Source organism: Burkholderia sp. 28_3, assembly GCF_003253915.1.
Classification (GTDB): domain Bacteria; phylum Pseudomonadota; class Gammaproteobacteria; order Burkholderiales; family Burkholderiaceae; genus Burkholderia; species Burkholderia cenocepacia.
Genome location: NZ_QKZF01000003.1, coordinates 272,406 through 296,967, shown reverse-complemented (window position 1 = coordinate 296,967; position 24,562 = coordinate 272,406). Strand labels below are relative to the sequence as shown.

Sequence of the window (24,562 nt, the reverse complement as noted above, 5' to 3'; positions counted from 1 at the left end):
ACGCTCGTTCATTCGTCGTCGAGGAGACGTCATGCATTCCGATCGCATCGCCCGTATCAGCCAGCGGATGGCCACCGTCACGCTGGGATTCATCTTCTGCATGCTGGTGCTCAACGCCGCGTGCTGGCTGTTTCCGTCGCTGAGCGCGGCCTCGGGGCCCGGCTTCGTCTTCGGCCTCACGGATTCGGTGCTCTCCAACCTGCATGTGGATGTCGCCGCGTTCCCGTGGTGGCAGAAGGCGGTCGGCATCGTGCTGTCGAGCGTGCCGCTCGTCGCGCTTGCAAACGGCCTGCGGCATCTGCGCGCGCTGTTCCGCACCTATGCGCGGCGCGACTATTTCTCCGCACAGGCGGCTGGCCACCTCGGCAAGACGGGGCGGGCGATCGGCCTGTGGGTGGTGCTGAGCCTGCTGTGCGAGCCGCTGCTGAGCGTGTGGGCGACGCTGCGCGAACCGGTCGGCCATCGGGTGGTCAGCGTCGGTTTCACCCTGCCGTACGTGGTCGCGTTGTTCACCGCCGCGTGCATTGCGGTCATCGCGCACATTCTCCGGCAGGCGAGCGAGCTCGACGCCGAGCATCGGCAATTCGTCTGAGGCGCGCGATGACGATCGTAGTCAAGCTCGACGTGATGCTCGCGACGCGCAAGGTCCGCTCGAAGGATCTGGCGGCAGCCGTCGGCATCACCGAACAGAATCTGTCGCTGCTCAAGCAGGGGAAGGTCAAGGGCATCCGCTTCGCGACGCTCGAGGCGATCTGCCGTTATCTCGACTGCCAGCCGGGCGACCTGCTCGCGTTCAGCGATGACGGCGGCGGCGAGCCCGACTGACGCAGCGCGCACGCGGCGCGTCGATGCGGGCGGGCGCCGTCGGTCGCGCGTGGTTGCGCTGGCCGTCGCGGTGTCCGTATCGATCCACGTGGCCGGATGGTTCGTGCTGCAATGGGCGCCGCGGCCGGCCGGCCCGAACACCGGCGAGAAGCCGCGGATCGCGCTGCGTGTCGAGTGGATTCCCGCGCGACCGGCGCCCGCGGTGATCGCACGCGAGGTCGGGCGGGCCGGCCCGAGCCCGGGCAGGCGCGGCACCGGACAATCGGCGAAACGTTCCGCGGCGGTGGCGGATGCGCGTAGGGCGGCGCGTTCGTCTCCGGATGCGCCGGGTACGTCGCGCAGGCCAAGCGAAACCCGCGCCGGCTCAAGCGCGGCCGCACGCGATGGCCCTCCGGCCACCGCTGCAAGCGCCGATCTCGACTGGCGTCGCGATCTGGACGCGATCGGTGCACGGCAACGCGCGGCGCGCAGTCCGGCGCAGGCGGCGGTCGGCGCGTTGGGCGCATCGTCGGGCGGCGCGGCGCCGCGTCGTCGCACCGTCGATGCACAGCTGGCCGACGGGATATCGAGCGCGCGTCGTGCCGATTGCCGGCATGCGTACGCGGGTGCAGGCCTGCTCGCGTTGCCGATGCTCGCGCTGGACGCGGTTCGCGATACCGGCTGCCAATGGTGAAACGGGCGGCACACGGGAATCCATGTGCCGCCCGCGCGAATCATGCGATCAGCGCGCCGGCGCCAGCTGCGCCATCGCTTCGCGCACGAAACCGAGCAGCGTGTCGTCGGTCCACGAATCCTTCGTCAGCGCCGGCTCGTTCATCAGCGCGTGGCGGAATTTCGCATGCGTGGCCGGATCCTGGCCCGCGTAGCTGCAGAACAGCTCGAGCCAGCGCTGCGCGAGCGCGCGGCCGTGCGGCGAATCGGGCCGCGTGCCCGCATCGATCGCGTCGCGCACGTCGGCCATCAGTTGCGGCCATTCCATCGAGCGTTCGGCGTAGTGCGCGCGCATGAAGCGGATCTCGTCCGGCGTGAGGTATTTCTCGAAGAGCCGCATCTTCGTTTCCGACGAAGCGCGCAGCACATAGTCGCGCAACGCGGTCGAAATGCCGATCTTCGACTGCATCGACGGTTCGTGCTCGTGCATCAGGTTCAGCTTCGCGAGCAAGCGTGGATCGTTGTTCGTGTCGCGCACCAGCAGCGCCATCCAGCGCGCGGCGAGCGCACGGACGCGCTCGTCCTCGGCGGGCACGCCCGCATCGTGCAGCGCACGCACGTCGGCAACGAGCGCGATCCATTCCGCGTCGCCCGCCTGGCTCTTCTGGTACATCGGCAGGCGCGCGAGTTCTTCCTCGGAAAAATATTTGTCGTACACGGTCATCAACTCCAGTGTGGTGAGCCAATCGGCCAGTTCCGGCTCGGTGCCCGCCGTGAGCTGCGCATGCAGGCTCACGAGCCGTTCGCGCAGCTGCGCGGTTTGCGCGAGCTGGCGGTCGAGCGACGCGATCTGTTTCGCGACGACATCGACGAGCGGGGTGCCGGGCCGGTTCAGGTAGTCGCCGATTTCGGCGAGCGACAGTCCGAAGCGACGCAGTGCCTGGATCTGGTGGAGCCGGGCGATGTCGTCGCGGTCGTACAGCCGGTAGCCGTTGTCGGCGCGCGCCGAAGGCGTCAGCAGGCCGATTGCGTGATAGTGATGAAGCGTGCGGACGGTCAGCCCGCTGCGTTTCGCCAGTTCTCCCACTTTCAGCCGCATTCGTTCCTCCGTTCGGTGCGCACACTGGAGTCTCGAACGTTACGCTACGTGAGGGTCAAGCGGAAGATCGGCGATCGGACGCGCGTGTCGGGAATCCGTACGCGCGTCCGATCGAAGGGGCCGGTTATTGCGCCGAAGGGGCGGCCGCGGGCGTGGCGGCGCGTGCCTGCGTGCCGGCCGTGCCGTCGCCGGCCGCGTGGCCGGTTTCAGCGGACTTGTCGCCGGTGTCGGCCGGCGGCGTGCCCATCGCCTGGTACAGCCGCGCGGTATCCGCGAACCGGGCGCCGGTCGCCCGAATCTCGTCGAGCCGCGCATTGCGGTACTGCAACTCGCTCGCGCGCGCGGCCGACGGCGGCAGCGCGCCGAGCCGCACGCGAGCCGCCGCGTCGTCGTACGCGCCCCGCGCGGACAGCGCGGCGCGCGACGACGCATCGAGCGCCTCCGCGTCGTGCTCGAGCGCCGCGAGCGAATCGGCGACGTTCTGGAACGCGCCGAGCACCGCCTGCTTGTACTGGTCGACCGCGGCCTCGTAGGTCGCCTTCGCCGCGCGGCGCTGGGCGAGCAGCGCGCCGCCGTGAAAGATCGGCTGGCTCAGCGACGCGCCAACGTTCCAGATCGCGCCGGCGCCCGACAGCATCGCCGGCCAGCTGAAGCCGCCTTTGCCCATCGCCGCCGACAGCGACAGTTGCGGAAACATCTGCGCGGTCGCGAGGCCCACTTCGGCGGCGGCGGCCTTCAGCCCCGCGTCGGCGGCCTGGATGTCCGGGCGGCTTCGCAGCAGGTCCGACGGCACGACGACGGGCACCTGCTCGGGCAGGTGCAGATCGGTGAGCGCGAGATCGGCCGGCGGCCGGTCGGGCGTGCGGCCGACCAGCACCGCGAGCGCATGGCGGGCCGAGTCGCGCTGCTGGCGCAGCGCGGGCAGGCTCGCCGCGAACGTGTCGGCGCTTTGCCGGGCGTTCAGCGCGTCGCCGCGCGAGGCCGAACCGAGCGCGTGGCGGCGCTCGGCGTCGTGCGCCTGGTCGTTCGCGAGCGCGACGAGCCGCTCGGTCGTGTCGATCTGCGCATTGAGCACCGACACGGTGATCGACGCGGTGACGATGTTCGCGGCCAGCGCGCGCCGCGCGGATTCGAGCTGGAACGCGCTGACGTCGACGCGTTTCGCGAGCGCGCGGTTCGCGAAGCGCGACACGCCGAACAGGTCGACCGTATAGCTCGCCTGCAATTGCCCGACGAACGTGTCGTACAGCAGCGTCGGCGCGCCGAGCGCGGGAATCGGCACGCCGAGCGCGCGCTGGCGCGTGGCCTGGCCGCCCGCGTCGATCGACGGCAGCATCGAGCTGCCGATCTGCCCACGCAACTGTTCGCGCGCGGCATCCAGCGAATGCGACGCCGCGCTCAGCGTCGGGCTGTTGCGCAGCCCTTCGTCGACGAGCGCGTTCAGCGCGTCGGAACGGTACTGCCTCCACCAGTCCGGCACCGGCTGCGCGCCGACCTCGAACTGCTGCGCGACGCCGTGCGCGGACACGGTCTGCTGGACTTGCGGCGCGGCGCCGTAGTGCGCGGGCGCCGGCATCGCGGGCGGCTCGCCGCTCGGCGCGAACCATGCGCAGCCCGCGAGCGGGGCGGCGATGCTCGCCACCGCGAGCGCGCGTGCGGCTTTCGTTTTCAGGGTCATCGATCGATCCATGGTCAGGCTCCCGACGGCGCGGCAGGCGTGCCACCTGGCGGCGGGCCGTCCTGCGGGTCGCGTTCGTCGCGCTTCACGCGGAACCACGTCGCGTACAGCGCAGGCAGGTAGAACAGTGTCAGCACGGTCGCGCTCGTGATGCCGCCCATCAGCGCGGTCGCCATCGGCCCGAAGAAGTTCGAGCGCAGCAGCGGGATCAGCGCGAGCACCGCGGCCGCGGCCGTGAGCGTGATCGGCCGGAAGCGCCGCACGGTCGCGCCGATGATCGCGTCGACGCGACCGTGGCCGACCGCGATGTCCTGCTCGATCTGGTCGACCAGGATCACCGAGTTGCGCATGATGATCCCGAACATCGCGATCACGCCGAGCATCGCGACGAAGCCGAACGGCTGGCCGAACAGCAGCAGCGTCGCGACCACGCCGATCAGCCCGAGCGGCGCGGTCAGCACGACCATCAGCACGCGCGAGAAGCTCTGCAGCTGGATCATCAGCAGCGTGAACACGGCGATCGCCATCAGCGGCATCTGCGCGTTGATCGACTTCTGCGCCTTCGCGCTTTCCTCGACCGAGCCGCCGATGTTGATCTGATAGCCGACCGGCAACTGCGCGCGCAGCGCATTCAGCTTCGCGTCGACCGCATGCGTGACGTCGATGCCCTGCGCGCCGGCGCGCACGTCCGACTGCACGGTGATGGTCGGCTGGCGGTCGCGCTCCCACACGACGCCGTATTCGAGCGTCGGCGTGAAGCGGCCGAGCGAGCCGAGCGGCACGGGGCCGTTCGGCGTCGGCAGCGCGAGGCCCGCGAGTTTCGCCGGATCGACGCGGTCGGCCCGCGGCGCGCGCAGGTCGACGGCGATCAGCTTGTCGCGCTCGCGATACTGCGTGACCGTCGTGCCGGACAGCGTCATCGCGAGGAAGCTCGACACGTCCTGCGACGTGACGTTCAGCTCGCGCGCCTTCTTCTGGTCGAGCGCGAAGCGCACCGAGCGTTCGGCCGGTTCGTCCCAGTCGAACTGCACGTTGACCGTGCGCGCATCGCCGCGCATCGTCGCCGCGACCTTCTCGGCGATCGAGCGGACCGTCGCGATGCTGTCGCCGCTCACGCGGAACTGCACCGGATAGCCGACCGGCGGGCCGTTCTCGAGCCGCGACAGGCGCCAGCGCACGGCCGGGAACGTGTCGCGCAGCGTGGTTTCGAGCCAGGTCGCGAGCTTCTCGCGATCCTCGACCGATTTCGCGGTGATCACGAACTGCGCGAAGTTCGGCAGTTGCAACTGCTGGTCGAGCGGCAGGTAGAAGCGCGGCGCGCCGCTGCCGACGAAGTTCACCGCATGGTCGATCTCGGGACGCTTGTCGATCACTTTTTCCAGGCGCTCCGTCTCGCGCAGCGTCGCCGCGAACGACGCACCTTCGGGCAGCCGCAGGTCGACCAGCAGCTCGGGCCGGTCGGAGCTCGGGAAGAACTGCTGCGGCACCAGCGAGAAGCCCATCAGCGCGGCGACGAACAGCGCGCCCGTGATCAGCAGCACGACGAAGCGCCGCTCGATGCACCAGTCGATCCAGCCGCGCAGCCGCCGGTAGAAGCGGGTGTCGTAGATGTCGTGCTCGTGATCGTCGGGCAGGTGCGCCTCGTGCGCGTGGCGCTTGCGCTCGGGCAGCATGTGATAGCCCAGCAGCGGGATCAGCACGACGGCCGCGAACCACGATGCGATCAGCGCGATCGCCGACACCTCGAAGATCGAGCGCGTGTATTCGCCGGTGCTCGATTTCGCGAGCGCGATCGGCAGGAAGCCCGACACCGTGACGAGCGTGCCCGTCAGCATCGGGAACGCGGTGCTGGTGTACGCGAACGCGGCGGCGCGCGCGCGGCTGTAGCCCTGTTCGAGCTTCACGGCCATCATCTCGACCGCGATGATCGCGTCGTCGACGAGCAGTCCGAGCGCCAGCACGAGCGTGCCGAGCGACACCTTGTGCAACCCGATGTCGAACAGGTACATGAACAGCGCGGTGACCGCGAGCACGACCGGAATCGAGATCACGACGACCATCCCGGTACGCAGCCCGAGCGACACGAGGCTCACCACCAGCACGATCGCGACCGCTTCGGCGACGGCTTCGAGGAAGTCGTCGACCGAATGCGCGACCGCGTGCGGCATGCTCGACACCAGCGTCAGCTTCAGGCCGGCCGGCAGTTGAGCCTGCAAGTCCTTCGATTCGGCGTCGAGCGCCTTGCCGAGCCGGATCACGTCGCCGCCCGGCTGCATCGTCACGCCGATGCCGAGCACGGCATGGCCGTTGGTTCGCATCTGTGTAACCTGCGGATCGTCGTAGCCGCGTTTCACGGTCGCGAGATCGCCGAGCCGGAACGTGCGGCCGTTGATGCGGATCAGCGTGTCGGCGATCGCGGCGACGTTGTCGAACTGGCCGCTCGGCCGCACGAACACGCGATCGTCGGCGGTCGTCAGCACGCCGGTCGACGAGATGTCGTTCTGCGCGTTGATCGCCTGCCCGAGCTGCTGCGGCGAGATGCCGAGGCGCGTGAGCTGCGCGTTGTTGACCTCGATGAAGATCCGCTGGTCGGGGTCGCCGAAATAGTCGACCTTGCCGACGCCCGGCACGCGCAGCAGCACGGTGCGCAACTGGTCCGCGTAGTCGTGCAGTTGCGCGGGCGTGAAGCCGTCGCCCTCGAGCGTCCAGATGTTGGTGTAGACGTCGCCGAATTCGTCGTTGAAGAACGGGCCCTGCACGCCGGGCGGCAGCGTGTAGCCGATGTCGCCCACCTTCTTGCGGATCTGGTACCAGGTGTCGGGCACGTCCTTCACGGGCGCCGAGTCCTTCATCGTGAAGAAAATCAGCGATTCGCCGGGACGCGAATAGCTGCGCAGGAAGTCGATGGCCGGCGTTTCCTGCAGCTTGCGGCCGATCCGGTCGGTCACCTGTTCCTGCACCTGCCGCGCGCTCGCGCCGGGCCAGAAGGTCCGGATCACCATCACGCGGAACGTGAACGGCGGGTCTTCGGATTGCGCGAGCCGCGTATAGGCGAGGATGCCCGCGAGCGTCGCGAGCGCGATCAGGTAGACGACCAGCGCCTGGTGGCGCAGCGCCCATGCGGACAGGTTGAAGCGGCCTTCTTCGTGGGAGACGCTCACGATGCGAAGTCCTCCGGATGCAGCGGCGCGATCGCGCGCACCTTCTCGCCCGCGCTGACCGTATGCACGCCCTGCAGCACGACGCGCTCGCCCGGCTGCAGCCCATGCGACACGGTAACGGTGCGCTCGTTGAAGCGCGCGACGTCGACGCGGCGCAACTCGAGCGTGTCGTCCTTCGTGCGTACGACCCACACGGCCGGTTGCGCGCCGTCGTGGAACAGCGCGGTCGCGGGCAGCGTGATCGGCTGCGCGTCGCTGGCGACCGGTGCGCCGTCGAACGCGACGTCCGCGGTCATCCCGAGCCGGATCGCCGGATCGGTCGCGGCGAGCGTGAGCTTCACGCGGTAGGTGCGGCTTTGCGGATCGGCGGCCGGCGCGATTTCGCGCACCTTCGCGGCGAACTGGCGGCCCGGCAGCGACGGCAGCGTGACGCTGGCCGTGTGGCCGGGTGCGAGCGACGCGAGCGCGGCTTCGGGCACGTCGCTGACCACATCGACGTCGCCCGACCACGCGAGCTGGTAGACCGGCTGGCCCGCCGACACGTTCTGGCCGGTATCGGCCTGTTCGGCGGTGATGGTGCCCGCATGGTCGGCGACGAGCGTCGCGTAGCGGAGCTGGTTCTTCGCGAGCGCGAGCTGCTGCTGCGCCTGGTCGCGCTGCGCGAGCGCCGACGTGTAGCTGTTCTGCGTCTGTTCGAGCTGCGCGGTCGCGATCAGGTTTTCGCGGGCCTGCGCGCGATCGCGGTCGAGCTGCTGCTTCGCGAACGCGAGGCTGTGCGTCGCGGCATCGAGTTGCGCCTGCGCACTCGCGGCGTTCTTCTCGACGTCGGACGGATCGAGCAGCGCGACGACCTGGCCGACTTTCACCGTATCGCCGAGCCGCACCCGGCGCTCGATGATCTTGCCGGCGATGCGGAACGACAGCGGAGTCGCGTAGCGCGGCTGGATGTCGCCGGGCAACGTGCGCGCGGCCGCGGCGGTGTCGGCCCGCGCGGGCAGCGCGACGACGGGGCGCGGGGCGGGCGGCGCGGATTCTTTTGGATGACAGGCGGCAAGGACGAGCGCGGCGCCGATCAGCAGCGCGGCGCGGGAACCGGAGCGATTCACGAAACCCCCAGGTGAGGTGGAGCGGAACGAGGCCGGCAAGCGCGGCGGGCGCTTGCCCCAGAACGGCGCCGGCATCGGCGCACGCGGACAGACGGACAACATTTTGAGAAACTGTGGCGGATTCTAATACATACCTGTATCTGAATGCAAAAATGAATCCGAAAGGGAAAGGATGCTAGACTGCGCGCCATGAAACCACAGCGCTTAACTCGTGAGCAGAGCAGGGACCAGACGCGCGAACGTCTGCTGAAAGCCGCGCATCGCATCTTTATGAAGAAAGGCTATGTGGCCGCGAGCGTCGAGGACATTGCCGCGGCGGCCGGCTATACGCGTGGCGCGTTCTACTCGAACTTCCGCAGCAAGTCCGATTTGTTGCTGGAGCTGCTGGAGCGCGATCACGCGGCGGTGCGGGCCGACTTCGAGGTGATTTTCGAAGGCGGCGGCACGCGCGAGCAGATGGAATCGATGGCGCTCGCGTATTACCGGACGCTGTTTCGCGACGACGAGTACTCGCTGCTGTGGGGCGAGGCGAAGCTGCAGGCGGCGCGCGACGCGAAGTTCCGCGTGCGCTTCAACCAGTTCCTGCACGGCAAGCGCGTGCAGATGGCCGAATTCATCCAGCGCTTCGCCGAGCGCGCGGGTACGCCGCTGCTGTTGCCGGCCGACACGCTCGCGTTCGGGTTGATGTGCCTGTGCGACGGCGTGCAGTCGTATTACACGGCCGATCCGCAGCACGTGTCGGCCGACGTGGCCGAATCGGTGCTCGCGGGGTTCTTCGCACGGGTCGTGCTGGGGCGTGCGCCGGACTGACCGGCGCGGGCGGGGCGGGCGGTTTGGCGGCGCGCGTCAGCGTTCGCCGGTCATCCGCCGGTACGCGTCGAGCAGCGACGTCTTGTAGACGACGCCCGCGAGCGTCGGCTCGGCTTCGCTTTCGATCACCGGCAGGCGTTCGCCCTGGAACGCCATGAAGCGTTCGAGCGCGGTCGCGAGCGGCATGTCCGGCGTGAGCAGCGGAAACGGCGTGTGCGCGTAGTGCGCGGCCGTCTTGTCGGTCGTGTCGCGCTTGTCGAGCAGGTCCGACGTGATGTCCTTCAGCGCGACCGCGCCGCGGAAGCGCCCGGCGTCGTCGGTCACGTACAGGTACTTCACCGGATATTCGAGAAACACGCGGGTCATGTCGGCGACGCTCGCGGTGAGCGGCACGACCGTCTGCGCGGGCTGGATCAGCTCGCGCATCTGCGTGGTGCGCAGCCGCTGTCGCTCCTGCGCGTCCTGGTAGTGGTGCTGCGTGATTTCGTACATCGACGTCGTGCCGGTCGCGCGCGCGACGAAATACGCGAACACGCACGACACCAGCAGCGGCAGCACGACCTGATAGCTCAGCGTCATCTCGAAGATCATCAGGATCGCCATCAGCGGCGCCTGCGTGGCGCCCGCCATGAACGCGCCCATCCCGACGATCGCGTACGCGAAATACGCGGACGTATGGCCGGGCCACAGCGCGTCCATCGCGAGCCCGAATAGCGAGCCGAACACGGCGCCGACGAACAGCGTCGGCGTGAACACGCCGCCGATCGCGCCGGAGCCGGCGGTCGCGGCGGTCGCGATCACCTTGAACACGAGGACCGCGACGAGCGCTTGCCAGGTCCACGGCGCATGGAGGATGTGGTTCACGACGCTGTAGCCGTTGCCCCACACGTCCGGAATCCACACCGAGATCACCCCGACGACGAGGCCGCCGAGCGCGAGCCGCACGGGCAACGGCACCGGCAGCCGCTTGAACTGCGTCTTCGACGCGTCGAGCAGGTGCAGGAACTGCGGCGCGAGCACCCCGCACAGCGCGCCGAGCACGACGAACAGCAGCACCTCGGGGCCGGTCACGGCCGGAAACACCGGCATTTCGTACGGTGGCCGGTAGCCGGCGAATTCGCGCATCACGATGTTCGCGACGACCGACGCGACCACCATCGGCCCGAAGCTTTCCATCGCGATCGTGCCGAGCACGATCTCCGACACGAAAAAGGCGCCGGCGATCGGCGCGTTGTACGCGGACGTGATACCGGCCGCCGCGCCGCACGCGACCAGCAGGCGCAGGCGCGGCGGGTCGAAGTGCGCGAAGCGGCCGACGAGCGACGCGGCGAGCGCCGCGAGCTGCACCATCGGGCCTTCGCGGCCGATCGAGCCGCCGCTGCCGATCGTCAGCAGCGACGACACGCTGCGCCACAGGCTCTGCCGCACCGGCACGACGCCGTTGCCGAGCGCGACCGATTCCATGTAGTCGGTCTTGGCGGCCTGCTTGTCGCCGCGCGTCGCAAGCAGTAGCACGCAGCCGGCGAGGAAACCGCCCGCGGCCGGCATCCAGAACCGCACGTACCACGGCAGGCTCTTCGCCATCTGCACGAAGCTGCCGCTGTGCCCCGAGATCAGGCGCTGCATCAGGTCGATGCCTTCGCGGAACGCCATCGTGGCAAAGGCGCCGCCGACGCCGACGATGGCCGACCAGATCAGCATCGTATGGGCGTCCGACAGGCGGAACAGCGTTTGGGCGCGAGTGCGCAGCTTCAGCAGGAACGAGAGCACGGCTGAAAGGGGGCGATGGAAAACGACGCGAAGCATAGCACTGCGCCGCGCCCGCGGGACCTCCCCGGCGGGCGCGGCGCGCGAACCGTCACGGACATGCGGCTCAGCCAAGCCAGTGCTGCACGGCCCAGGTGATCCCGTAGCCGCCGGCGATCAGCCACACGTACAGGATCAGGCCGGTCATCAGCGCCCGCGGGCCGGCCGCGCGGATCTGCGCGACGCGGGTCTCGATGCCGAGCGCGGTCATGGCCATCGTGAGCGCGAAGGTGTCGAGCACGTTCAGCGTATGCGTGACGTCCGTGGGCAGCACGTTCAGCGAATTGACGATCACGAAGCCGAGGAAGCCGAGCGCGAACCACGGCACCGCCACCTTGCGCTTGCCTTGCGCGCCGCCGGCCGCGTCGTGACCCGCGCGGGCCGAGCGGGCGAGCCACCAGCCGAGCGCGAGCAGCACCGGGACCAGCAGCATCACGCGCGTCATCTTCACGATCGTCGCGACGTGCGCGACCTCCGGGCTGATGTCGCTCGCCGCGCCGACCACCTGCGCGACTTCGTGGATCGTGCCGCCGAAGAACAGGCCGAGGCCGGCCGGATCGAGGTTCAGCAGCCCGGCGTGATAGGCGAGCGGATACAGGAACATCGACAGCGTGCCGAACAGCACGACGCTGCCTACGGCCATCGCGCTCTGGTGCGGCTTCGACTGCAGCGTCGACTCGAACGCGAGCACGGCGGCCGCGCCGCAGATCGCGCTGCCGGCGGCGGTCAGCAGCGCGGCGTCGCGGTCGAGCTTCATCAGCTTCATGCCGGCCCAGGTGCCGATCACGAGCGTGCTGACGACGACCAGCACCGAGACCGTGAGGCCCGGCAGCCCGACCTGCGCGATTTCCTGCAGGCTCACGCGCAAGCCGAAGAACGCGACCGCGATGCGCAGCAGCTTGCGTGCGGAGAAATTGACGCCGGCCGCCCAGCTGGCCGGCATGCCGTCGCGCAGGCCGTTGCCGTACAGCGCACCGGCGACGATGCCGACGATGAGCGGCGACAGGCCGAGTCCCGCGATCGCGGGAAGCTGGGACAGGCTCGTGATGGCGGCGGCGAACAGCGCGACGAACAGCACGCCGTTCAACTGGCCGCGCATCGACGGCGCGGCATGGCTGAGATGGGGAGTCGGAGCAGTGGACATGGAAGCACCGTGATGGAGCGTGTTGCGATGCTGCAATCCTAATTTTGTTATATCGATATGAAAAATTGTGATTTGTGACGTAAACTATCCGGAAAGCCGATAATTTATCCCCATGACCCCGGATCAACTGATAACGTTCGCCGCCGTCGCCGAGCATCTGAACATCAGCCACGCCGCCGTGGCGCTGCACCTGTCGCAGCCGGCCGTGTCGGGCCAGTTGCGGCTGCTGCAGGACGAATTCGGCGAGCCGCTGTACCAGCGCGACGGCCGCGGCATCCGCCTGACGCCGGTCGGCGAGCAACTCGCGCAGTACGCGAAGGCGCAGCGCGACACGTTCGCGCAGGCGCGTGCGTTTCGCGATGCGGTGCGCGGACTGGAAGCCGGCACGCTGCGGATCGGCGCGAGCACGACGCCCGCGAGCTATCTGCTGCCGTACCTGATCGCGGCGTTCCAGCCGCGCGCGCCGCGCGTGTCGATCCAGACGATGAGCGGCAATACGGCCGACGTGGTCGCGGCGCTGCCGTCGCTCGACATCGCGCTGATCGAAGGGCCGCCCGGCGAGGCGCTGCCGCCGGGCACCGCCGTGCACGCGTGGCACGAGGACGAGATCGTCGCGATCGTGCCGGCCGGCCATCCGCTCGCGGCGTCCGGCTACGACGCGGGCGTGACGCTCGACGCGCTGGCCGCGCATCCGCTCGTGCTGCGCGAGGCGGGCTCCGCGGTGCGGCAACTCGTCGAGCGCGCGTTCGCGCATGGCGGCGCGCCGATGCGCGTCGCGTTCGAGATCGCCGGGGTCGAGGCCGTGAAGGAGGCCGTGCGCGCGGGGATGGGCGTCGGCTTCGTGTCCGCGATGTCGCTGCGTCACCAGGATGCGGCGCTCGTGCTGCGCTCGCTCGCGCCCGCGCCGCTCACGCGGCATTTCTCCATTCTCGTGCCGCATGGCGGCGCCCCGTCGCGGGTCGCCGCGCAATTCCTCGAAATGAGTCTCGCGCAGGATCTCGCGTAGACGGCCGACGCCGCGCCGGGAACGGGCGTTGCGCGCCGTGCGGCGCGGATTCGCGCGGTGCGCGGTCTTAGGGATTTCCTCTATGGCGTGGGCCTGACGCGAAGCGCACCATCCGTCTCAAGCAAATGGAACCGGTTCCATTCCGGTTTAAAAAGGGCAAAATGGCAGACATCGTGATCGTGGCGAGCGCATTCGGGATGGACCGGGTGCGCCAGGAGAGCCACAGTGCATTCATCGCGACCGTGGCGGCATCCGGTGCGACCGGTTTCGAGGTGCGGCGTGAACTGTTCGCGTCGGACGACGACACGGCGCCCGGCGCGCTGGCCGCGCTCGGCGCGCTGATCAGCGGCCACGGGCTGTGGTCGGTCTATTCGACACCGGACGCGCTGTATACGGACACCGGTGCGCTCGACGCAGACGCATTGCGCGACGCGCTCGCGCAAGCCGACGCGCTCGGCGCGCGCTTCGTCAAATTCCAGCTCGGCGGCTTCGCCGGCGACGCGCACGCGGCCGAAATCGTCGCGCTGTCGCGCGGCGCGCGGGCCCGCGTGGTGGTCGAGAACGGCCAGCTCGAGGTCGGCGGCGCGTTCGCGCAGTTCCGCGGGCTGTTCGACGCGCTGGCCGACGCCGGCATGCCCGACGCGCTCGGCATGACGTTCGACATCGGCAACTGGCAGTGGCGCGGCGAAGCGCCGCTCGACTGCGCGCAGGTGCTCGCGCCGCATGTGGAATACATTCATTGCAAGGCCATCGAAGGCGAGGGCGCGCGTCGTTTCGCCGCCGCGCCGGCGCCGAACGATCCGCTCGTGACCGGCGTGCTCGCGGCGCTGCCGCAGCATGCGCCGCGCGGCATCGAGTTTCCGTTCGACGCGGCCGACCTGGCCGGCGATGCCTGCCGGCGCGTCGCGTGGCTCGCGACCGCGTGACGGCAGCAGGATCCTGAGGAGTTCAGTCATGAAAGCAGCACTCGATGTCGTGACCTACGGCGAAGCGATGGCGATGTTCGTCGCGACGGAGCCGGGCCACCTCGCGCACGCCGGGCAATTCGCGAAGCGGATCGCCGGCGCCGACCTGAATGTCGCGATCGGCCTGTCGCGGCTCGGCTTCCGGGTCGGCTGGATGAGCCGGGTCGGCCGCGATTCGTTCGGCCGCTACGTGCTCGACACGCTGGCGCGCGAGGGCATCGACGCGTCGTGCGTGACCGTCGACCCGCGTTACCCGACCGGTTTCCAGCTGAAGTCGCGCAACGACGACGGCAGCGACCCGACCGTCGAATACTTCCGCAAGGGCTCGGCGGCGAGCCACCTGTCGTGCGACGACTACGTGGCCGACTACGTGCTCGGCGCGCGCCACCTGCATCTGACGGGCGTCGCGCCGGCGATCTCCGCGACCTCGTGCGAACTCGCGTTCCAGCTCGCGCGCGAGATGCGGGCGGCCGGCAAGACGATTTCGTTCGACCCGAACCTGCGCCCGACGCTGTGGCCGTCCGCCGACGTGATGGCGAAGACGCTGAACGCGCTCGCGACGCTCGCCGACTGGGTGCTGCCGGGCCTCGCCGAAGGGCGGCAACTCACCGGCCACGACACGCCGGCCGACATCGCGGGCTTCTATCTCGCGCAGGGCGCGCGCGGCGTCGTGATCAAGCTCGGCGAGCAGGGCGCGTATTTCCGCACGGCCGACGGCCGCGAGGGCACGGTCGCCGGCGAGCGCGTCGAGCGGGTCGTCGATACGGTCGGCGCCGGCGACGGCTTCGCGGTCGGCGTGGTCAGCGCGCTGCTCGAAGGGCGCGGCATCGAGCAGGCGGTCGCACGGGGCAACCGGATCGGCGCGCTCGCGATCCAGGTGATCGGCGATTCGGAAGGACTGCCGACGCGCGACGCGCTCGACCGGCTCGAAAACGTCAGCAATCGCGCCGATCGCTTAGAGGAAACCGTCACCGCGCAATGAGAGGCCGGACACGGCACAATCCGCGGATCCATTTCGTGCGCGACGCACAGTCATTTTGTTCGAGGCCGGGCCGGCGCCAGTGCGCCCACTCCGGTCCATATACGGAGACACTCTCATGGCAGCCAATCTCGCAGCGCGCCGGTGGTGGACGATCATGCCGATCGTCTTCATCACGTACAGCCTCGCTTACCTCGACCGCGCGAACTACGGGTTCGCGGCGGCGGCCGGCATCAACCAGGATCTCGGGATCAGCAAGGGCCTGTCGTCGCTGATCGGCGCGCTGTTCTTCCTCGGCTACTTCTTCTTCCAGATTCCCGGCGCGATCTACGCGGAACGCCGCAGCGTGAAGAAGCTCGTGTTCGTCAGCCTCGTGCTGTGGGGCGCGTGCGCGGCCCTGACCGGCGTGGTCAGCAACATCCCGTCGCTGATGGCGATCCGCTTCGTGCTCGGCGTCGTCGAGGCGGCCGTGATGCCGGCGATGCTGATCTACATCAGCAACTGGTTCACGAAGAACGAGCGCTCGCGGGCGAACACGTTCCTGATCCTCGGTAACCCGGTCACCGTGCTGTGGATGTCGATCGTGTCGGGTTATCTCGTGCACGAGTTCGGCTGGCGTCACATGTTCATCGCCGAAGGCGTGCCGGCCGTCATCTGGGCCGTGTGCTGGTGGTGCCTCGTGCAGGACAAGCCGGCCGATTCGCCGTGGCTCAGCGCGCAGGAAAAGCGCGACCTCGACGCCGCGCTCGCGGCCGAGCAGGCGGCGATCAAGCCGGTGCGCAACTATGGCGAGGCGTTCCGTTCGCCGGCCGTGATCAAGCTGTGCGCGCAATATTTCTGCTGGAGCATCGGCGTGTACGGCTTCGTGCTGTGGCTGCCGTCGATCGTGAAGAACGGTTCCGACCTCGGGATGGTCGCGACCGGCTGGCTGTCCGCGCTGCCGTACCTCGCGGCGACGATCGCGATGCTCGCCGCGTCGTGGGCGTCCGACAAGGTCGGCTCGCGCCGCGGTTTCGTGTGGCCGTTCCTGCTGGTCGGCGCGGCCGCGTTCGCCGCGTCGTACGCGCTCGGCTCGTCGCATTTCTGGATCTCGTATGCGCTGCTGGTCGTCGCGGGCGCCGCGATGTATGCGCCGTACGGCCCGTTCTTCGCGATCGTGCCGGAACTGCTGCCGAAGAACGTCGCCGGCGGCGCGATGGCGCTGATCAACAGCATGGGTGCGCTCGGCTCGTTCGTCGGCTCGTACTTCGTCGGCTACCTGAACGGTGCGACCGGGTCGCCCGTCGCGTCGTACGCATTCATGAGCGCCGCGCTCGTCGCCGCGGTGATCCTCACGCTGTCCGTCAAACCCCAGGCGCGCGATGCGCATCCGCTCGCCGCGCCGCTGCAAGGAAAATGAAACGATGAAGCCCCGTATCGTCGCGTACAAGCCGCTGCCCGATGACGTTCTCGCGTACCTGCGCGAGCATGCGGACGTCGTGCAGGCCGACGGCGCCGACGCGCTCGCCGCCGCGCTCGGCGACGCGGACGGCGCGATCGGCGCGAGCCTGAAGGTCACGCCGCAGATGCTCGATCGCGCGCCGCGGCTGAAGGCGTGGTCGACCATCTCGGTCGGCTACGACAACTTCGACGTCGCCGATTTCACACGTCGCGGCATCGTGCTCGCGCATACGCCGGACGTGCTGACCGAATCCACGGCCGATACGGTGTTCTCGCTGATCCTCGCCTCCGCCCGGCGCGTGGTCGAGCTGGCCGAGTGGGTGAAGGCCGGCCACTGGCACCGCAGCATCGGCCCGGACCTGTACGGCACCGACGTGCAGGGCAAGACGCTCGGCATCGTCGGGCTCGGGCGGATCGGCGGCGCGGTCGCGCGCCGCGCGGCGCTCGGCTTCCGGATGCAGGTGCTGTACGCGAACCGGTCCGCGCATGCCGAGGCGGAGACGCAGTACGGCGCACGGCGCGTGACGCTCGACGCGCTGCTCGCGCAGTCGGATTTCGTGTGCCTGCAGGTGCCGCTGTCGCCCGATACGCGCCACCTGATCGGCGCACCCGAATTCGCGAAGATGAAGCGCAGCGCGATCCTGATCAACGCGTCGCGCGGGCCCGTCGTCGACGAAGCCGCGCTGGTCGACGCGCTGCGCGCGGGGACGATCCGCGCCGCGGGGCTCGACGTGTTCGAGAAGGAGCCGCTGCCGGCCGATTCGCCGTTGCTGCAGATGAAGAACGTCGTCGCGCTGCCGCATATCGGCTCGGCGACGCACGAGACGCGCCATGCGATGGCGCGCTGCGCCGCGGAAAACCTGGTCGGCGCGCTGGCCGGCACGCTGCGCACGAATCTCGTCAATCCGGATGCGCTGGCGCACGCCTGAACCGCGTCCGGCAACGGGCCGGCGCCGTTAGAGTCGATGATCTTGGTGCCGGAGGGCTGGCTGCGTTATGATCGCCCGCTCTCGTCGCATCGACGACCGGCCACGCGGCCGGCGGCGTCGCGCGGCGGGCATCCGCGCCAGGTCCGGTGCGGCCGACTGCTGTAGCACGCGATGGGCGGGCGCTGATCGACCGCGCAGCACCGGGCCAGCGCAGGCGCCGACGCGCCGGGACAGGGAAGGCCGCCGGTTGGCTTACGTTTCCAACAACAAAGGTCCGTCTGCTCACGAAGCGGCGCGGATCGTACGTCGCGAGGCACGACAGTGACCGATTCGCAACCTTCCACGACGCGTCCGGCGACGATCAGCGACGTCGCGCGCGAGGCCGGCACGGGCAAGACCAGCGTTTCGCGCTACCTGAACGGCGAGACGCATGTGCTGTCCGTCGATCTGCGCCAGCGGATCGAGGCGGCCATCGCGCGGCTCAACTACCGGCCGAACCAGATGGCGCGCGGGCTCAAGCGCGGCCGCAACCGGCTGCTCGGCATGCTCGCGGCCGACCTGACCAATCCTTACACCGTCGAAGTGCTGCAGGGCGTCGAGGCCGCGTGCCATGCGCTCGGCTACATGCCGCTCATCTGTCACGCGGCGAACGAAGTCGAGATGGAGCGCCGCTTCCTGCAGTTGCTCACGACTTACCGCGTCGAAGGGCTGATCGTCAACGCGCTCGGCGCCGAGGAAGACGTGCTGCGGCCGCTGCGCGGCGCGGGCATTCCGGCCGTGCTCGTCGACCGCACAGTCGAGGGCTTCGAGGCCGACCTGATCGGTCTCGACAACACCGACGCGATCGAGACGGCGCTCGCGCACCTGGTCGAGCGCGGTTTCGACGCGATCCACTTCGTCGTGCAACCGTTCGAGCAGGTCAGCTCGCGGCGCGTGCGCGAGGCCGCGTTCCGCGCGGCGCTGGCCGCGCGCGGGCTGGCGGTGCCGCCGACGGTCGTGCTCGACCTGAACGAACCCGACGCGGCCGCGGCGGCGCTCGCCGACGTCGATGTCCGCATCGACGACGCGGCCCGGCGCGGCGTGCGCGCGGCGCTGTTCGCCGCGAATGCGCCGGTCGCGCTGGCGATCGCGCGCCACCTGCGCGCGCGCTTCGGCGCCGCGTGGCAACAGAAGGCGGCGCTGCTGTCGATCGACGACCCGGAATGGGCCGAACTGATCGGCATCACGACGATCCGTCAGCCGACCTACGAAATCGGCTACAAGGCCGTCGAATTCGTGCACGAGCGGATCGACGGCGCGGCGGGCGACGTGCGCGTCGCGATGCTGCCCGGCGAGCTGATTGCACGCGCGTCGACCGCAAGCTGAGTATCATTCGGGGCACGCGGCGCTTCAGGCGCGCTGCTTCGAACCAAGGAACTCCATGACTGTCGCTCCCGTCACGCTGGCGGCGCTGATCGCCGCCACGCTGATCATCGCGCTGCTGCCGCTCGTCCTCTACCGCATCCTGCGCAAGCCGCTTGCGCTCAACCGCCGCGACACGATCGTCGGCGTCGCCGTCTTCACGCTGTTCGCGATGATTCTCGAGCGCGCGTTCCACGGGCTCGTGCTGAGTCACACGCCCGAGGACGGCTGGCTGACGCAGCCGCTCGCGTTCGTCGCGTACAGCGCGCTCGCGACCGCCGTATTCGAGGAAGTCGGCCGCTATCTCGGGATGCGCGTCCTGAACCGCCGCTATGGCGCATCGGCCGGCGATGGCCGCGGGATCGGCTACGGAATCGGCCATGGCGGTGCCGAAGCGTGGTTCGTCGGCGTGCTCGTGTGGGGCCAGTGGTCGTATCTCGCGTGGCTCGCGAGCCGCGGCCAGCTCGAGACGCAGTTGTCGGACCTGCCGGTCGACACCGTGGTGCGGCTGCACATGATGCTCGCGACGCTGTCGGCCCAGTCGATCCTGCTGTTGCTGCTCGAACGCTGCGCGGCGTTCGCGGTGCAACTGGCGTTGTCGGTGCTGGTGTGGCGCGGCGTGCGTGCCGGCCGACTGGCCGTGTTGCCGCTCGCGATCGTGCTGCATGCGCTCGCGGCGACGCCGACGCTGCTGTACCAGGTGCGCGTGCTGCCGGCCGCGTGGGTCGAGGCCGCGTATTTCGCGCTGGCCGCGATCCTGGTGATCGTGCTGGTGAAGGCGTGCCGGCCGTCGCGCGCGGCGGCATGACGGGGGAAGACGCGATGGACGACTATCTGATCGAATGCCAGAGCGCGGAATTCGACGCGCTCGCGCGCGTGATCTGCGATCTCTTTCCGGAGCAGACGCGCTTTGTCGAAAACAGCGACGCGCGCGGGCGATTCCTGTCCGTGCAGTGGCTGGCGATGCGGTTCGGCGCGATGCCGAAGCGGATGACGCTCGACATCCGGATCGTGCCGGCCGCGCTCGCGCGCTACCTGGCGCTCAAGCCGATGCAGCGCGCGCGCAGCCATGCGGTGCTGCATGCGTATACGGAAGCGATGCTGGGTTCGCTCGAGGAGCGGCACGCGGCCGGCGAGGCCGTCGAGCGCGACGCGGAACTCGAACTCGACGAAGACTTTGCGTGAGCGACCGCGCCGGCCTCGTGCCGGCGCAGTGCATTACGCGTCGCGGTAGACCTGCGCGAAGCGCTGCGCCTGCACGACGCCGTAGTCGCCGGGCGCGTATTGCATGACCCAGTCGCCGGCGACGCCGCGCAGCGTGTCGCCGTTTTCCGAACGGGCGATCGTAAACGGTTCGTCCATCCGCCGCGCGAGCACGACGGCCGGCCGGTTGCGATAGGCGCCCGGCGTGCCGTGCGCGAGCGCCGGATCGGCGGGCAGGTATTTGGCGTCGAAGCGCGCGCGCGATACGACCCAGCGGTCGCCGGTCGAGCCGGTGATCAACGCGTCGCCCGCGACATAGCGGTTCGGGCCTTCGAGGCTCATCAGTTCGCCGTCGGCGTCCGCGAACGACACGGCGACGGTTTCGTCCTTGACGACGCGACGGGCCTGCGGATCGGTACGCAGATCGAGTTGCTTGAGTTCGAGCATGGCGGGGAAGGGCGGGAAAGCGGGAAAGCCGGGAGCTTATCCCGAATTCGGCGCGCCGTGTGGCGCGCCGGTCGCCGATCGCGACGCGGCGCCGTTCGGCCCGGGCGGGCCGGCACGGCGCCGGTGGGGAGGGCGTCAGGGCTGCGCGGGTGCGCTCGCGGCCGGCGCGGCGGCGGCCTTGCCTTCCTTGCCCTTCGTCTTGCCCTTGCCGCGGTGCTCGCCGCCGTGGTGCAGCCAGCTGCGGAACGTCGTGTCGGCCAGCGCCTTCTGCTCGGCAGGGAAGCTCTCGTAGAGCGGCGCGAACGCGTCGGCGAGCTTCTTCGCGCCGTCGGCGTTCGCCTGCGACAGTTCCGCGTACTGTTTCATGTCGTCGAGCGCGGACACGTCGTGCTTGGCCATCCGTTCGCTGTAGAGGCGGCCCATCGTTGCGCCGTTGTCGCGCATCGTGTCGGCGAACGTCTTCCATTGCGGCTCCTGCGCCGACGTGATCTTCAATTGATCGTGCAGGTACTTGATGCGCTGCTCGATGCGCGCTTCGTGGCGTGCCGCGCGCTGCTCGGCACTCGGGGCCGACGCCGCGGCGGGCGTGGCGGCCGTCGTGGCCGTCGTCTGGGCGCTCGCTTGCGGCTGCGCCGGGGTTTGCGCGAATGCGCTGGCTGCAACGACGAGCGTAGCGAGGGTGAGCGAGATTTTCTTCATGGTGGGCTCTCCGGGGTGGTGTCTGGCGAGCGGGCGCGGCGGCCATTGCCGCCAGCGCGCCGCTCGCGTCGCCCGCTATTAGTAGCACGTTGCATGCGGCGCGGCAGGGAATGCGACACTTGCTTACATCCGATACGAATCGAAATTGAAAGGTTCGCCGCCGGGCGATGCCGGTTGGGTGCGCCGGCGTTCGGCGCTATCATCGCGTCACTTTCCACTCCGCCGGCGCATCGCGTGCCGGCCCAGCGTCATGCGTCCACCCCGCCTCGACCAACTCGACGATCTCGACCGGCAACTCGTCGCGCTGCTGCAAGCCGATGCGCGCGCCAGCGTCGCCGATCTCGCACGCCAGCTCGACGTGGCGCGCACGACGGTCGTCGCACGCATCGCGCGGCTCGAACGCACCAACGTGATCGCCGGATACAGCGTGCGACTCGGGCAGGACGTGCTCGACGCGAGCATCTATGCGTACGTCGGCATCATCCTCACGCCGAAGTTCGGCAAGGACGTCTTGCGCAAGCTCGACCGGATGCCGGAAGTCCAGTTGCTGTGCGCGGTGAGCGGCGAGTACGACTACGTTGCGTGGCTGCGCGCCGACTCGCCGGAGCGGCTCAACGACCTGCTTGACCAGATCGGCACGCTCGAAGGCGTCGAGCGCACGACGACGTCGATCATCCTGTCGCGCAAGATCGATCGCGGGACGATCGGCGGCTGACCTGTTGCGCGCGTCGCCGCGCATGACGGTGCAAGTCCCTGCATCGCGCGGGGCGCGTTGCGTCACGGATGCGCGGCTTGACGTCGGGTACCTGTCCGCTCGCATGCGTATTGGCCTTTGCTGTACTTCATGATCGGCACGGGCGACCGTGGTCGACCCTTCGCGCATCGCGCGCGTCTCTCCCGAATCTCCGTTCGTATTCCGCTTCGACCGACGTGCCGCATCGGACGCACGGGCCGTTCGTGCGCCCGATGTCACGCGGTGTGTCCGCGTCTTCGTCCTTGCAATATGCAACCGCCAACGGCCGGTTTGCGATCGCGTCGCTACACGATTTTTAGATGATTTGGTCGTTTCGACCAGATATGTCGTCATAACGTCGAAACTATCGGTCGTTTCGCATCATTCTTCGTCTTGGAACTGATTTTGAGCGTCCCTAAACTGTGTTCATGGCTCGACGCCGTACACCAACATCAAACCCATCATCAGGAGATAAGCGCATGAAAATCGCCATCGTCGGCGCAGGTCTGATCGGCCACACCATTGCTCACATGCTGCGCGAAACGGGCGACTACGAAGTCGTCGCGTTCGACCGCGATGCGGATGCGCTCGCGAAGCTGTCGCGCGAAGGCATTGCGACGCAACGGGTCGATTCGGCCGACGCGAATGCGATTCGCGAAGCAGTGAAGGGCTTCGATGCGCTCGTCAACGCGCTGCCTTACTACCTCGCGGTCAACGTGGCCGCCGCCGCGAAGGCTGCCGGCGTTCACTACTTCGACCTGACCGAAGACGTGCGTGCGACCCACGCGATCCGCGAACTGGCCGACGGCTCCGACCGCGCGTTCATGCCGCAGTGCGGCCTCGCGCCGGGCTTCATCGGCATCGCCGCGCACGAGCTCGTGAACGGCTTCAGCGAAGTGCGCGACGTGAAGATGCGCGTCGGCGCGCTGCCCGAGTATCCGACCAATGCGCTCAAGTACAACCTGACGTGGAGCGTCGACGGCCTGATCAACGAGTACTGCCAGCCGTGCGAAGCGATCCGCGACGGCCGCAAGCAGTGGGTGCAGCCGCTCGAAGGCCTCGAGCACTTCTCGCTCGACGGCACCGAATACGAAGCGTTCAACACGTCGGGCGGCCTCGGCACGCTGTGCGAAACGCTGTCGGGCAAGGTCGAGACGCTCGACTACAAGTCGGTGCGCTACCCGGGTCACCGCGAGCTCGTTCAGTTCCTGCTGGAAGACCTGCGCCTGTCGACCGATCGCGACACGCTGAAGTCGATCATGCGCCGCGCGGTGCCGTCGACCAAGCAGGACGTCGTGCTCGTGTTCGTCACGGTGACGGGCGTGAAGGACGGCCAGCTGGTGCAGGACGTGTTCACCCGCAAGATCTTCGCGAAGGACGTGTGCGGGATGCACATGAGCGCGATCCAGATCACGACGGCCGGCGCGATGTGCGCGGTGCTGGATCTGTTCCGCGAAAAGAAGCTGCCGCAGAGCGGTTTCATCCCGCAAGAGAAGGTGTCGCTGAAGGCGTTCCTGTCGAACCGCTTCGGCAAGCTGTACGACGGCGGCACGATGGAGCGCGTGCACGCGGTTGCCTGACCGCGGTTGCCAGACCATTCCGCCAGCCTCTGGCACGAGGGCCGTACGACGCCGGGAGCGCAGCAGCGCTTCCGGCGTTGTTTTTTGCGGGAAGGGAAAGGGTGCCGGGCGGCGCGATCAGGCCGGCAGCGGCGGGACGATCGTCGCCGGTTGCGGCGGCGGCACGATGCGGTACAGCAGTGCGTCGACGTCCGCGTCCGACGGCGCGGTGTTGTCGAACATCACGATGCCGTCGCATTCGTGGCCGGTCGGCACGAAGCGGCGCTGCCGGTATTCGTCCCAGTGCGCGAGCTTGTACGCATCGTTCGGATTGGCGCGCGCGACGATCCGCTGGTGCGCGACGTCTTCCGACGTGTGGACCCACACGACCGTCAGCGTGACGTCCGGCGCGATGCCGAGCCACGCGCGATCGAGGATGCGCCGGTCGCGCACTTCACGCGACAGCGGGCCGACGACGAGCGCGCCGATGCCCAGCGAGAGATTTTCGCGCGCCGTGTCGAGCAGCCCCTGGTATTCGGGATCGCGAAGATGTTTCAGATAGAGCGGGCTGTCGCGATCGTTCGGATCGTCCGTGAGCGCGCCCATCGCGGCCGCGCTGTAGCGGCCGTACAGCGTGTCCTTGTCGAGCAGGCAGAACGCCTCGCCGGTCGCGCGCATCAGCGGCCCGATGAGCCGCTTCGCGAGCGTGGTCTTGCCGGTGCCGGCGTGACCGCAGAAGAACACCAGATGCGTCACGAATACCGGCTCCCCGACCGCTGGCCCGACGTATCGCTGCGCTTGTCGCCGCGCGAGAATACTTCCGCTTCCAGCCACATCGCGTTGATGATGCCGAAGCCGAGCGCCACGCCGATGCCGAGTATCCACGAGAAATACCACATAGGTCTGTCTCCTTGACGATTG

At 68.9% G+C, this 24,562-nt stretch carries 24 protein-coding genes; 14 read left to right on the top strand and 10 right to left on the bottom strand.

Annotation, left to right across the window (positions count from 1 at the left end; genetic code table 11):
• Positions 1-31 precede the first annotated feature (31 nt).
• From DFS13_RS09365 to DFS13_RS09355, 3 genes are all read left to right on the top strand, one after another.
• Positions 32-592 (top strand): DUF2975 domain-containing protein, encoded by a 561-nt coding sequence (locus tag DFS13_RS09365; RefSeq protein WP_006488126.1) that lies wholly within the window; start codon positions 32-34, stop codon positions 590-592.
• An 8-nt stretch (positions 593-600) separates the two neighbouring features.
• The gene (locus DFS13_RS09360; protein WP_006488139.1) at positions 601-825 is read left to right on the top strand and encodes a helix-turn-helix transcriptional regulator; all 225 of its coding nucleotides are present in this window, start codon (positions 601-603) and stop codon (positions 823-825) included.
• Positions 826-895: 70 nt separating this feature from the next.
• Positions 896-1,498 carry a hypothetical protein gene (locus DFS13_RS09355; protein ID WP_241308601.1) on the top strand — a complete coding sequence of 201 codons (603 nt, stop codon included), beginning with the start codon at positions 896-898 and terminating at the stop codon, positions 1,496-1,498.
• A 48-nt stretch (positions 1,499-1,546) separates the two neighbouring features.
• On the opposite strand, the gene DFS13_RS09350 is transcribed toward DFS13_RS09355, so the two are convergent.
• From DFS13_RS09350 to DFS13_RS09335, 4 genes are all read right to left on the bottom strand, one after another.
• On the bottom strand, positions 1,547-2,575 hold the full coding sequence (locus DFS13_RS09350; protein ID WP_034201736.1) for a MerR family transcriptional regulator: 1,029 nt from the start codon (positions 2,573-2,575) through the stop codon (positions 1,547-1,549).
• A 124-nt stretch (positions 2,576-2,699) separates the two neighbouring features.
• Complete coding sequence (locus DFS13_RS09345; RefSeq protein WP_109341346.1) at positions 2,700-4,265, bottom strand: efflux transporter outer membrane subunit; 1,566 nt, start codon at positions 4,263-4,265, stop codon at positions 2,700-2,702.
• A gap of 2 nt (positions 4,266-4,267) precedes the next feature.
• A complete protein-coding gene (locus DFS13_RS09340; RefSeq protein ID WP_006489712.1) occupies positions 4,268-7,414 on the bottom strand; it encodes an efflux RND transporter permease subunit in 3,147 nt (1,048 codons plus the stop codon).
• Complete coding sequence (locus DFS13_RS09335) at positions 7,411-8,520, bottom strand: efflux RND transporter periplasmic adaptor subunit (protein ID WP_111441666.1); 1,110 nt, start codon at positions 8,518-8,520, stop codon at positions 7,411-7,413. The genes DFS13_RS09340 and DFS13_RS09335 overlap by 4 nt, the downstream gene beginning before the upstream one ends.
• Before the next feature lie 189 nt (positions 8,521-8,709).
• Between DFS13_RS09335 and DFS13_RS09330 the strand changes: the two genes are divergently transcribed.
• Complete coding sequence (locus DFS13_RS09330) at positions 8,710-9,330, top strand: TetR/AcrR family transcriptional regulator (RefSeq protein ID WP_006491184.1); 621 nt, start codon at positions 8,710-8,712, stop codon at positions 9,328-9,330.
• 36 nt (positions 9,331-9,366) lie between these two features.
• On the opposite strand, the gene DFS13_RS09325 is transcribed toward DFS13_RS09330, so the two are convergent.
• Entirely contained in the window at positions 9,367-11,100 is a 1,734-nt protein-coding gene (locus tag DFS13_RS09325) for a ClcB-like voltage-gated chloride channel protein (RefSeq protein ID WP_006491181.1), read from the bottom strand.
• A 103-nt stretch (positions 11,101-11,203) separates the two neighbouring features.
• Positions 11,204-12,280: a YeiH family protein gene (locus DFS13_RS09315; RefSeq protein ID WP_012492639.1), complete on the bottom strand. Its 1,077-nt coding sequence runs from the start codon at positions 12,278-12,280 to the stop codon at positions 11,204-11,206.
• A 112-nt stretch (positions 12,281-12,392) separates the two neighbouring features.
• Between DFS13_RS09315 and DFS13_RS09310 the strand changes: the two genes are divergently transcribed.
• The 8 genes from DFS13_RS09310 (at position 12,393) to DFS13_RS09275 (ending at position 20,185) form a co-directional block, all read left to right on the top strand.
• Positions 12,393-13,286, top strand: coding sequence for a LysR family transcriptional regulator (locus DFS13_RS09310; protein ID WP_006491186.1), 894 nt, complete (start codon positions 12,393-12,395; stop codon positions 13,284-13,286).
• A gap of 161 nt (positions 13,287-13,447) precedes the next feature.
• Positions 13,448-14,212, top strand: coding sequence for a sugar phosphate isomerase/epimerase (locus DFS13_RS09305; protein WP_034201740.1), 765 nt, complete (start codon positions 13,448-13,450; stop codon positions 14,210-14,212).
• 28 nt (positions 14,213-14,240) lie between these two features.
• Entirely contained in the window at positions 14,241-15,233 is a 993-nt protein-coding gene (locus tag DFS13_RS09300; protein ID WP_006491178.1) for a sugar kinase, read from the top strand.
• A gap of 115 nt (positions 15,234-15,348) precedes the next feature.
• On the top strand, positions 15,349-16,629 hold the full coding sequence (locus DFS13_RS09295) for an MFS transporter (RefSeq protein WP_006493476.1): 1,281 nt from the start codon (positions 15,349-15,351) through the stop codon (positions 16,627-16,629).
• A 4-nt stretch (positions 16,630-16,633) separates the two neighbouring features.
• Complete coding sequence (locus DFS13_RS09290; protein WP_006497216.1) at positions 16,634-17,599, top strand: bifunctional glyoxylate/hydroxypyruvate reductase B; 966 nt, start codon at positions 16,634-16,636, stop codon at positions 17,597-17,599.
• Positions 17,600-17,920: 321 nt separating this feature from the next.
• Positions 17,921-18,964, top strand: coding sequence for a LacI family DNA-binding transcriptional regulator (locus DFS13_RS09285; RefSeq protein ID WP_006497217.1), 1,044 nt, complete (start codon positions 17,921-17,923; stop codon positions 18,962-18,964).
• Between the two features lie 55 nt (positions 18,965-19,019).
• On the top strand, positions 19,020-19,808 hold the full coding sequence (locus DFS13_RS09280) for a YhfC family intramembrane metalloprotease (RefSeq protein ID WP_111441665.1): 789 nt from the start codon (positions 19,020-19,022) through the stop codon (positions 19,806-19,808).
• A 14-nt stretch (positions 19,809-19,822) separates the two neighbouring features.
• Positions 19,823-20,185, top strand: a complete 363-nt coding sequence (locus DFS13_RS09275; RefSeq protein WP_111441716.1) for a DUF3022 domain-containing protein — start codon at positions 19,823-19,825, stop codon at positions 20,183-20,185.
• Between the two features lie 33 nt (positions 20,186-20,218).
• Here the strand turns inward: DFS13_RS09275 and DFS13_RS09270 are convergent, their stop codons facing one another.
• Positions 20,219-20,650 carry a PGDYG domain-containing protein gene (locus DFS13_RS09270; RefSeq protein WP_006491182.1) on the bottom strand — a complete coding sequence of 144 codons (432 nt, stop codon included), beginning with the start codon at positions 20,648-20,650 and terminating at the stop codon, positions 20,219-20,221.
• 135 nt (positions 20,651-20,785) lie between these two features.
• Positions 20,786-21,349, bottom strand: a complete 564-nt coding sequence (locus DFS13_RS09265) for a Spy/CpxP family protein refolding chaperone (protein ID WP_034201743.1) — start codon at positions 21,347-21,349, stop codon at positions 20,786-20,788.
• 250 nt (positions 21,350-21,599) lie between these two features.
• On the opposite strand from DFS13_RS09265, the gene DFS13_RS09260 reads away from it, so the two are divergent.
• Both DFS13_RS09260 and DFS13_RS09255 read left to right on the top strand, forming a co-directional pair.
• Positions 21,600-22,064, top strand: coding sequence for an Lrp/AsnC family transcriptional regulator (locus tag DFS13_RS09260; protein WP_006481526.1), 465 nt, complete (start codon positions 21,600-21,602; stop codon positions 22,062-22,064).
• 497 nt (positions 22,065-22,561) lie between these two features.
• On the top strand, positions 22,562-23,662 hold the full coding sequence (locus DFS13_RS09255) for a saccharopine dehydrogenase family protein (RefSeq protein ID WP_006481527.1): 1,101 nt from the start codon (positions 22,562-22,564) through the stop codon (positions 23,660-23,662).
• A 117-nt stretch (positions 23,663-23,779) separates the two neighbouring features.
• Here the strand turns inward: DFS13_RS09255 and DFS13_RS09250 are convergent, their stop codons facing one another.
• Together DFS13_RS09250 and cydX are read right to left on the bottom strand one after the other, a co-directional pair.
• Complete coding sequence (locus DFS13_RS09250) at positions 23,780-24,397, bottom strand: ATP-binding protein (RefSeq protein ID WP_006497221.1); 618 nt, start codon at positions 24,395-24,397, stop codon at positions 23,780-23,782.
• Positions 24,394-24,540, bottom strand: coding sequence for a cytochrome bd-I oxidase subunit CydX (gene cydX / locus DFS13_RS09245; protein ID WP_006481521.1), 147 nt, complete (start codon positions 24,538-24,540; stop codon positions 24,394-24,396). The genes DFS13_RS09250 and cydX overlap by 4 nt, the downstream gene beginning before the upstream one ends.
• Positions 24,541-24,562 lie beyond the last annotated feature (22 nt).

Bases quoted from the DNA above. Each gene is read 5' to 3' on its own strand.
- DFS13_RS09365 (WP_006488126.1), top strand. From the start codon at position 32: ATGCATTCCGATCGCATCGCCCGTATCAGCCAGCGGATGGCCACCGTC.
- DFS13_RS09360 (WP_006488139.1), top strand. From the start codon at position 601: ATGACGATCGTAGTCAAGCTCGACGTGATGCTCGCGACGCGCAAGGTC.
- DFS13_RS09350 (WP_034201736.1), bottom strand. From the start codon at position 2,575: ATGCGGCTGAAAGTGGGAGAACTGGCGAAACGCAGCGGGCTGACCGTC.
- DFS13_RS09345 (WP_109341346.1), bottom strand. From the start codon at position 4,265: ATGGATCGATCGATGACCCTGAAAACGAAAGCCGCACGCGCGCTCGCG.
- DFS13_RS09330 (WP_006491184.1), top strand. From the start codon at position 8,710: ATGAAACCACAGCGCTTAACTCGTGAGCAGAGCAGGGACCAGACGCGC.
- DFS13_RS09315 (WP_012492639.1), bottom strand. From the start codon at position 12,280: ATGTCCACTGCTCCGACTCCCCATCTCAGCCATGCCGCGCCGTCGATG.
- DFS13_RS09310 (WP_006491186.1), top strand. From the start codon at position 12,393: ATGACCCCGGATCAACTGATAACGTTCGCCGCCGTCGCCGAGCATCTG.
- DFS13_RS09305 (WP_034201740.1), top strand. From the start codon at position 13,448: ATGGCAGACATCGTGATCGTGGCGAGCGCATTCGGGATGGACCGGGTG.
- DFS13_RS09300 (WP_006491178.1), top strand. From the start codon at position 14,241: ATGAAAGCAGCACTCGATGTCGTGACCTACGGCGAAGCGATGGCGATG.
- DFS13_RS09295 (WP_006493476.1), top strand. From the start codon at position 15,349: ATGGCAGCCAATCTCGCAGCGCGCCGGTGGTGGACGATCATGCCGATC.
- DFS13_RS09290 (WP_006497216.1), top strand. From the start codon at position 16,634: ATGAAGCCCCGTATCGTCGCGTACAAGCCGCTGCCCGATGACGTTCTC.
- DFS13_RS09280 (WP_111441665.1), top strand. From the start codon at position 19,020: ATGACTGTCGCTCCCGTCACGCTGGCGGCGCTGATCGCCGCCACGCTG.
- DFS13_RS09275 (WP_111441716.1), top strand. From the start codon at position 19,823: ATGGACGACTATCTGATCGAATGCCAGAGCGCGGAATTCGACGCGCTC.
- DFS13_RS09270 (WP_006491182.1), bottom strand. From the start codon at position 20,650: ATGCTCGAACTCAAGCAACTCGATCTGCGTACCGATCCGCAGGCCCGT.
- DFS13_RS09265 (WP_034201743.1), bottom strand. From the start codon at position 21,349: ATGAAGAAAATCTCGCTCACCCTCGCTACGCTCGTCGTTGCAGCCAGC.
- DFS13_RS09260 (WP_006481526.1), top strand. From the start codon at position 21,600: ATGCGTCCACCCCGCCTCGACCAACTCGACGATCTCGACCGGCAACTC.
- DFS13_RS09255 (WP_006481527.1), top strand. From the start codon at position 22,562: ATGAAAATCGCCATCGTCGGCGCAGGTCTGATCGGCCACACCATTGCT.
- cydX (WP_006481521.1), bottom strand. From the start codon at position 24,540: ATGTGGTATTTCTCGTGGATACTCGGCATCGGCGTGGCGCTCGGCTTC.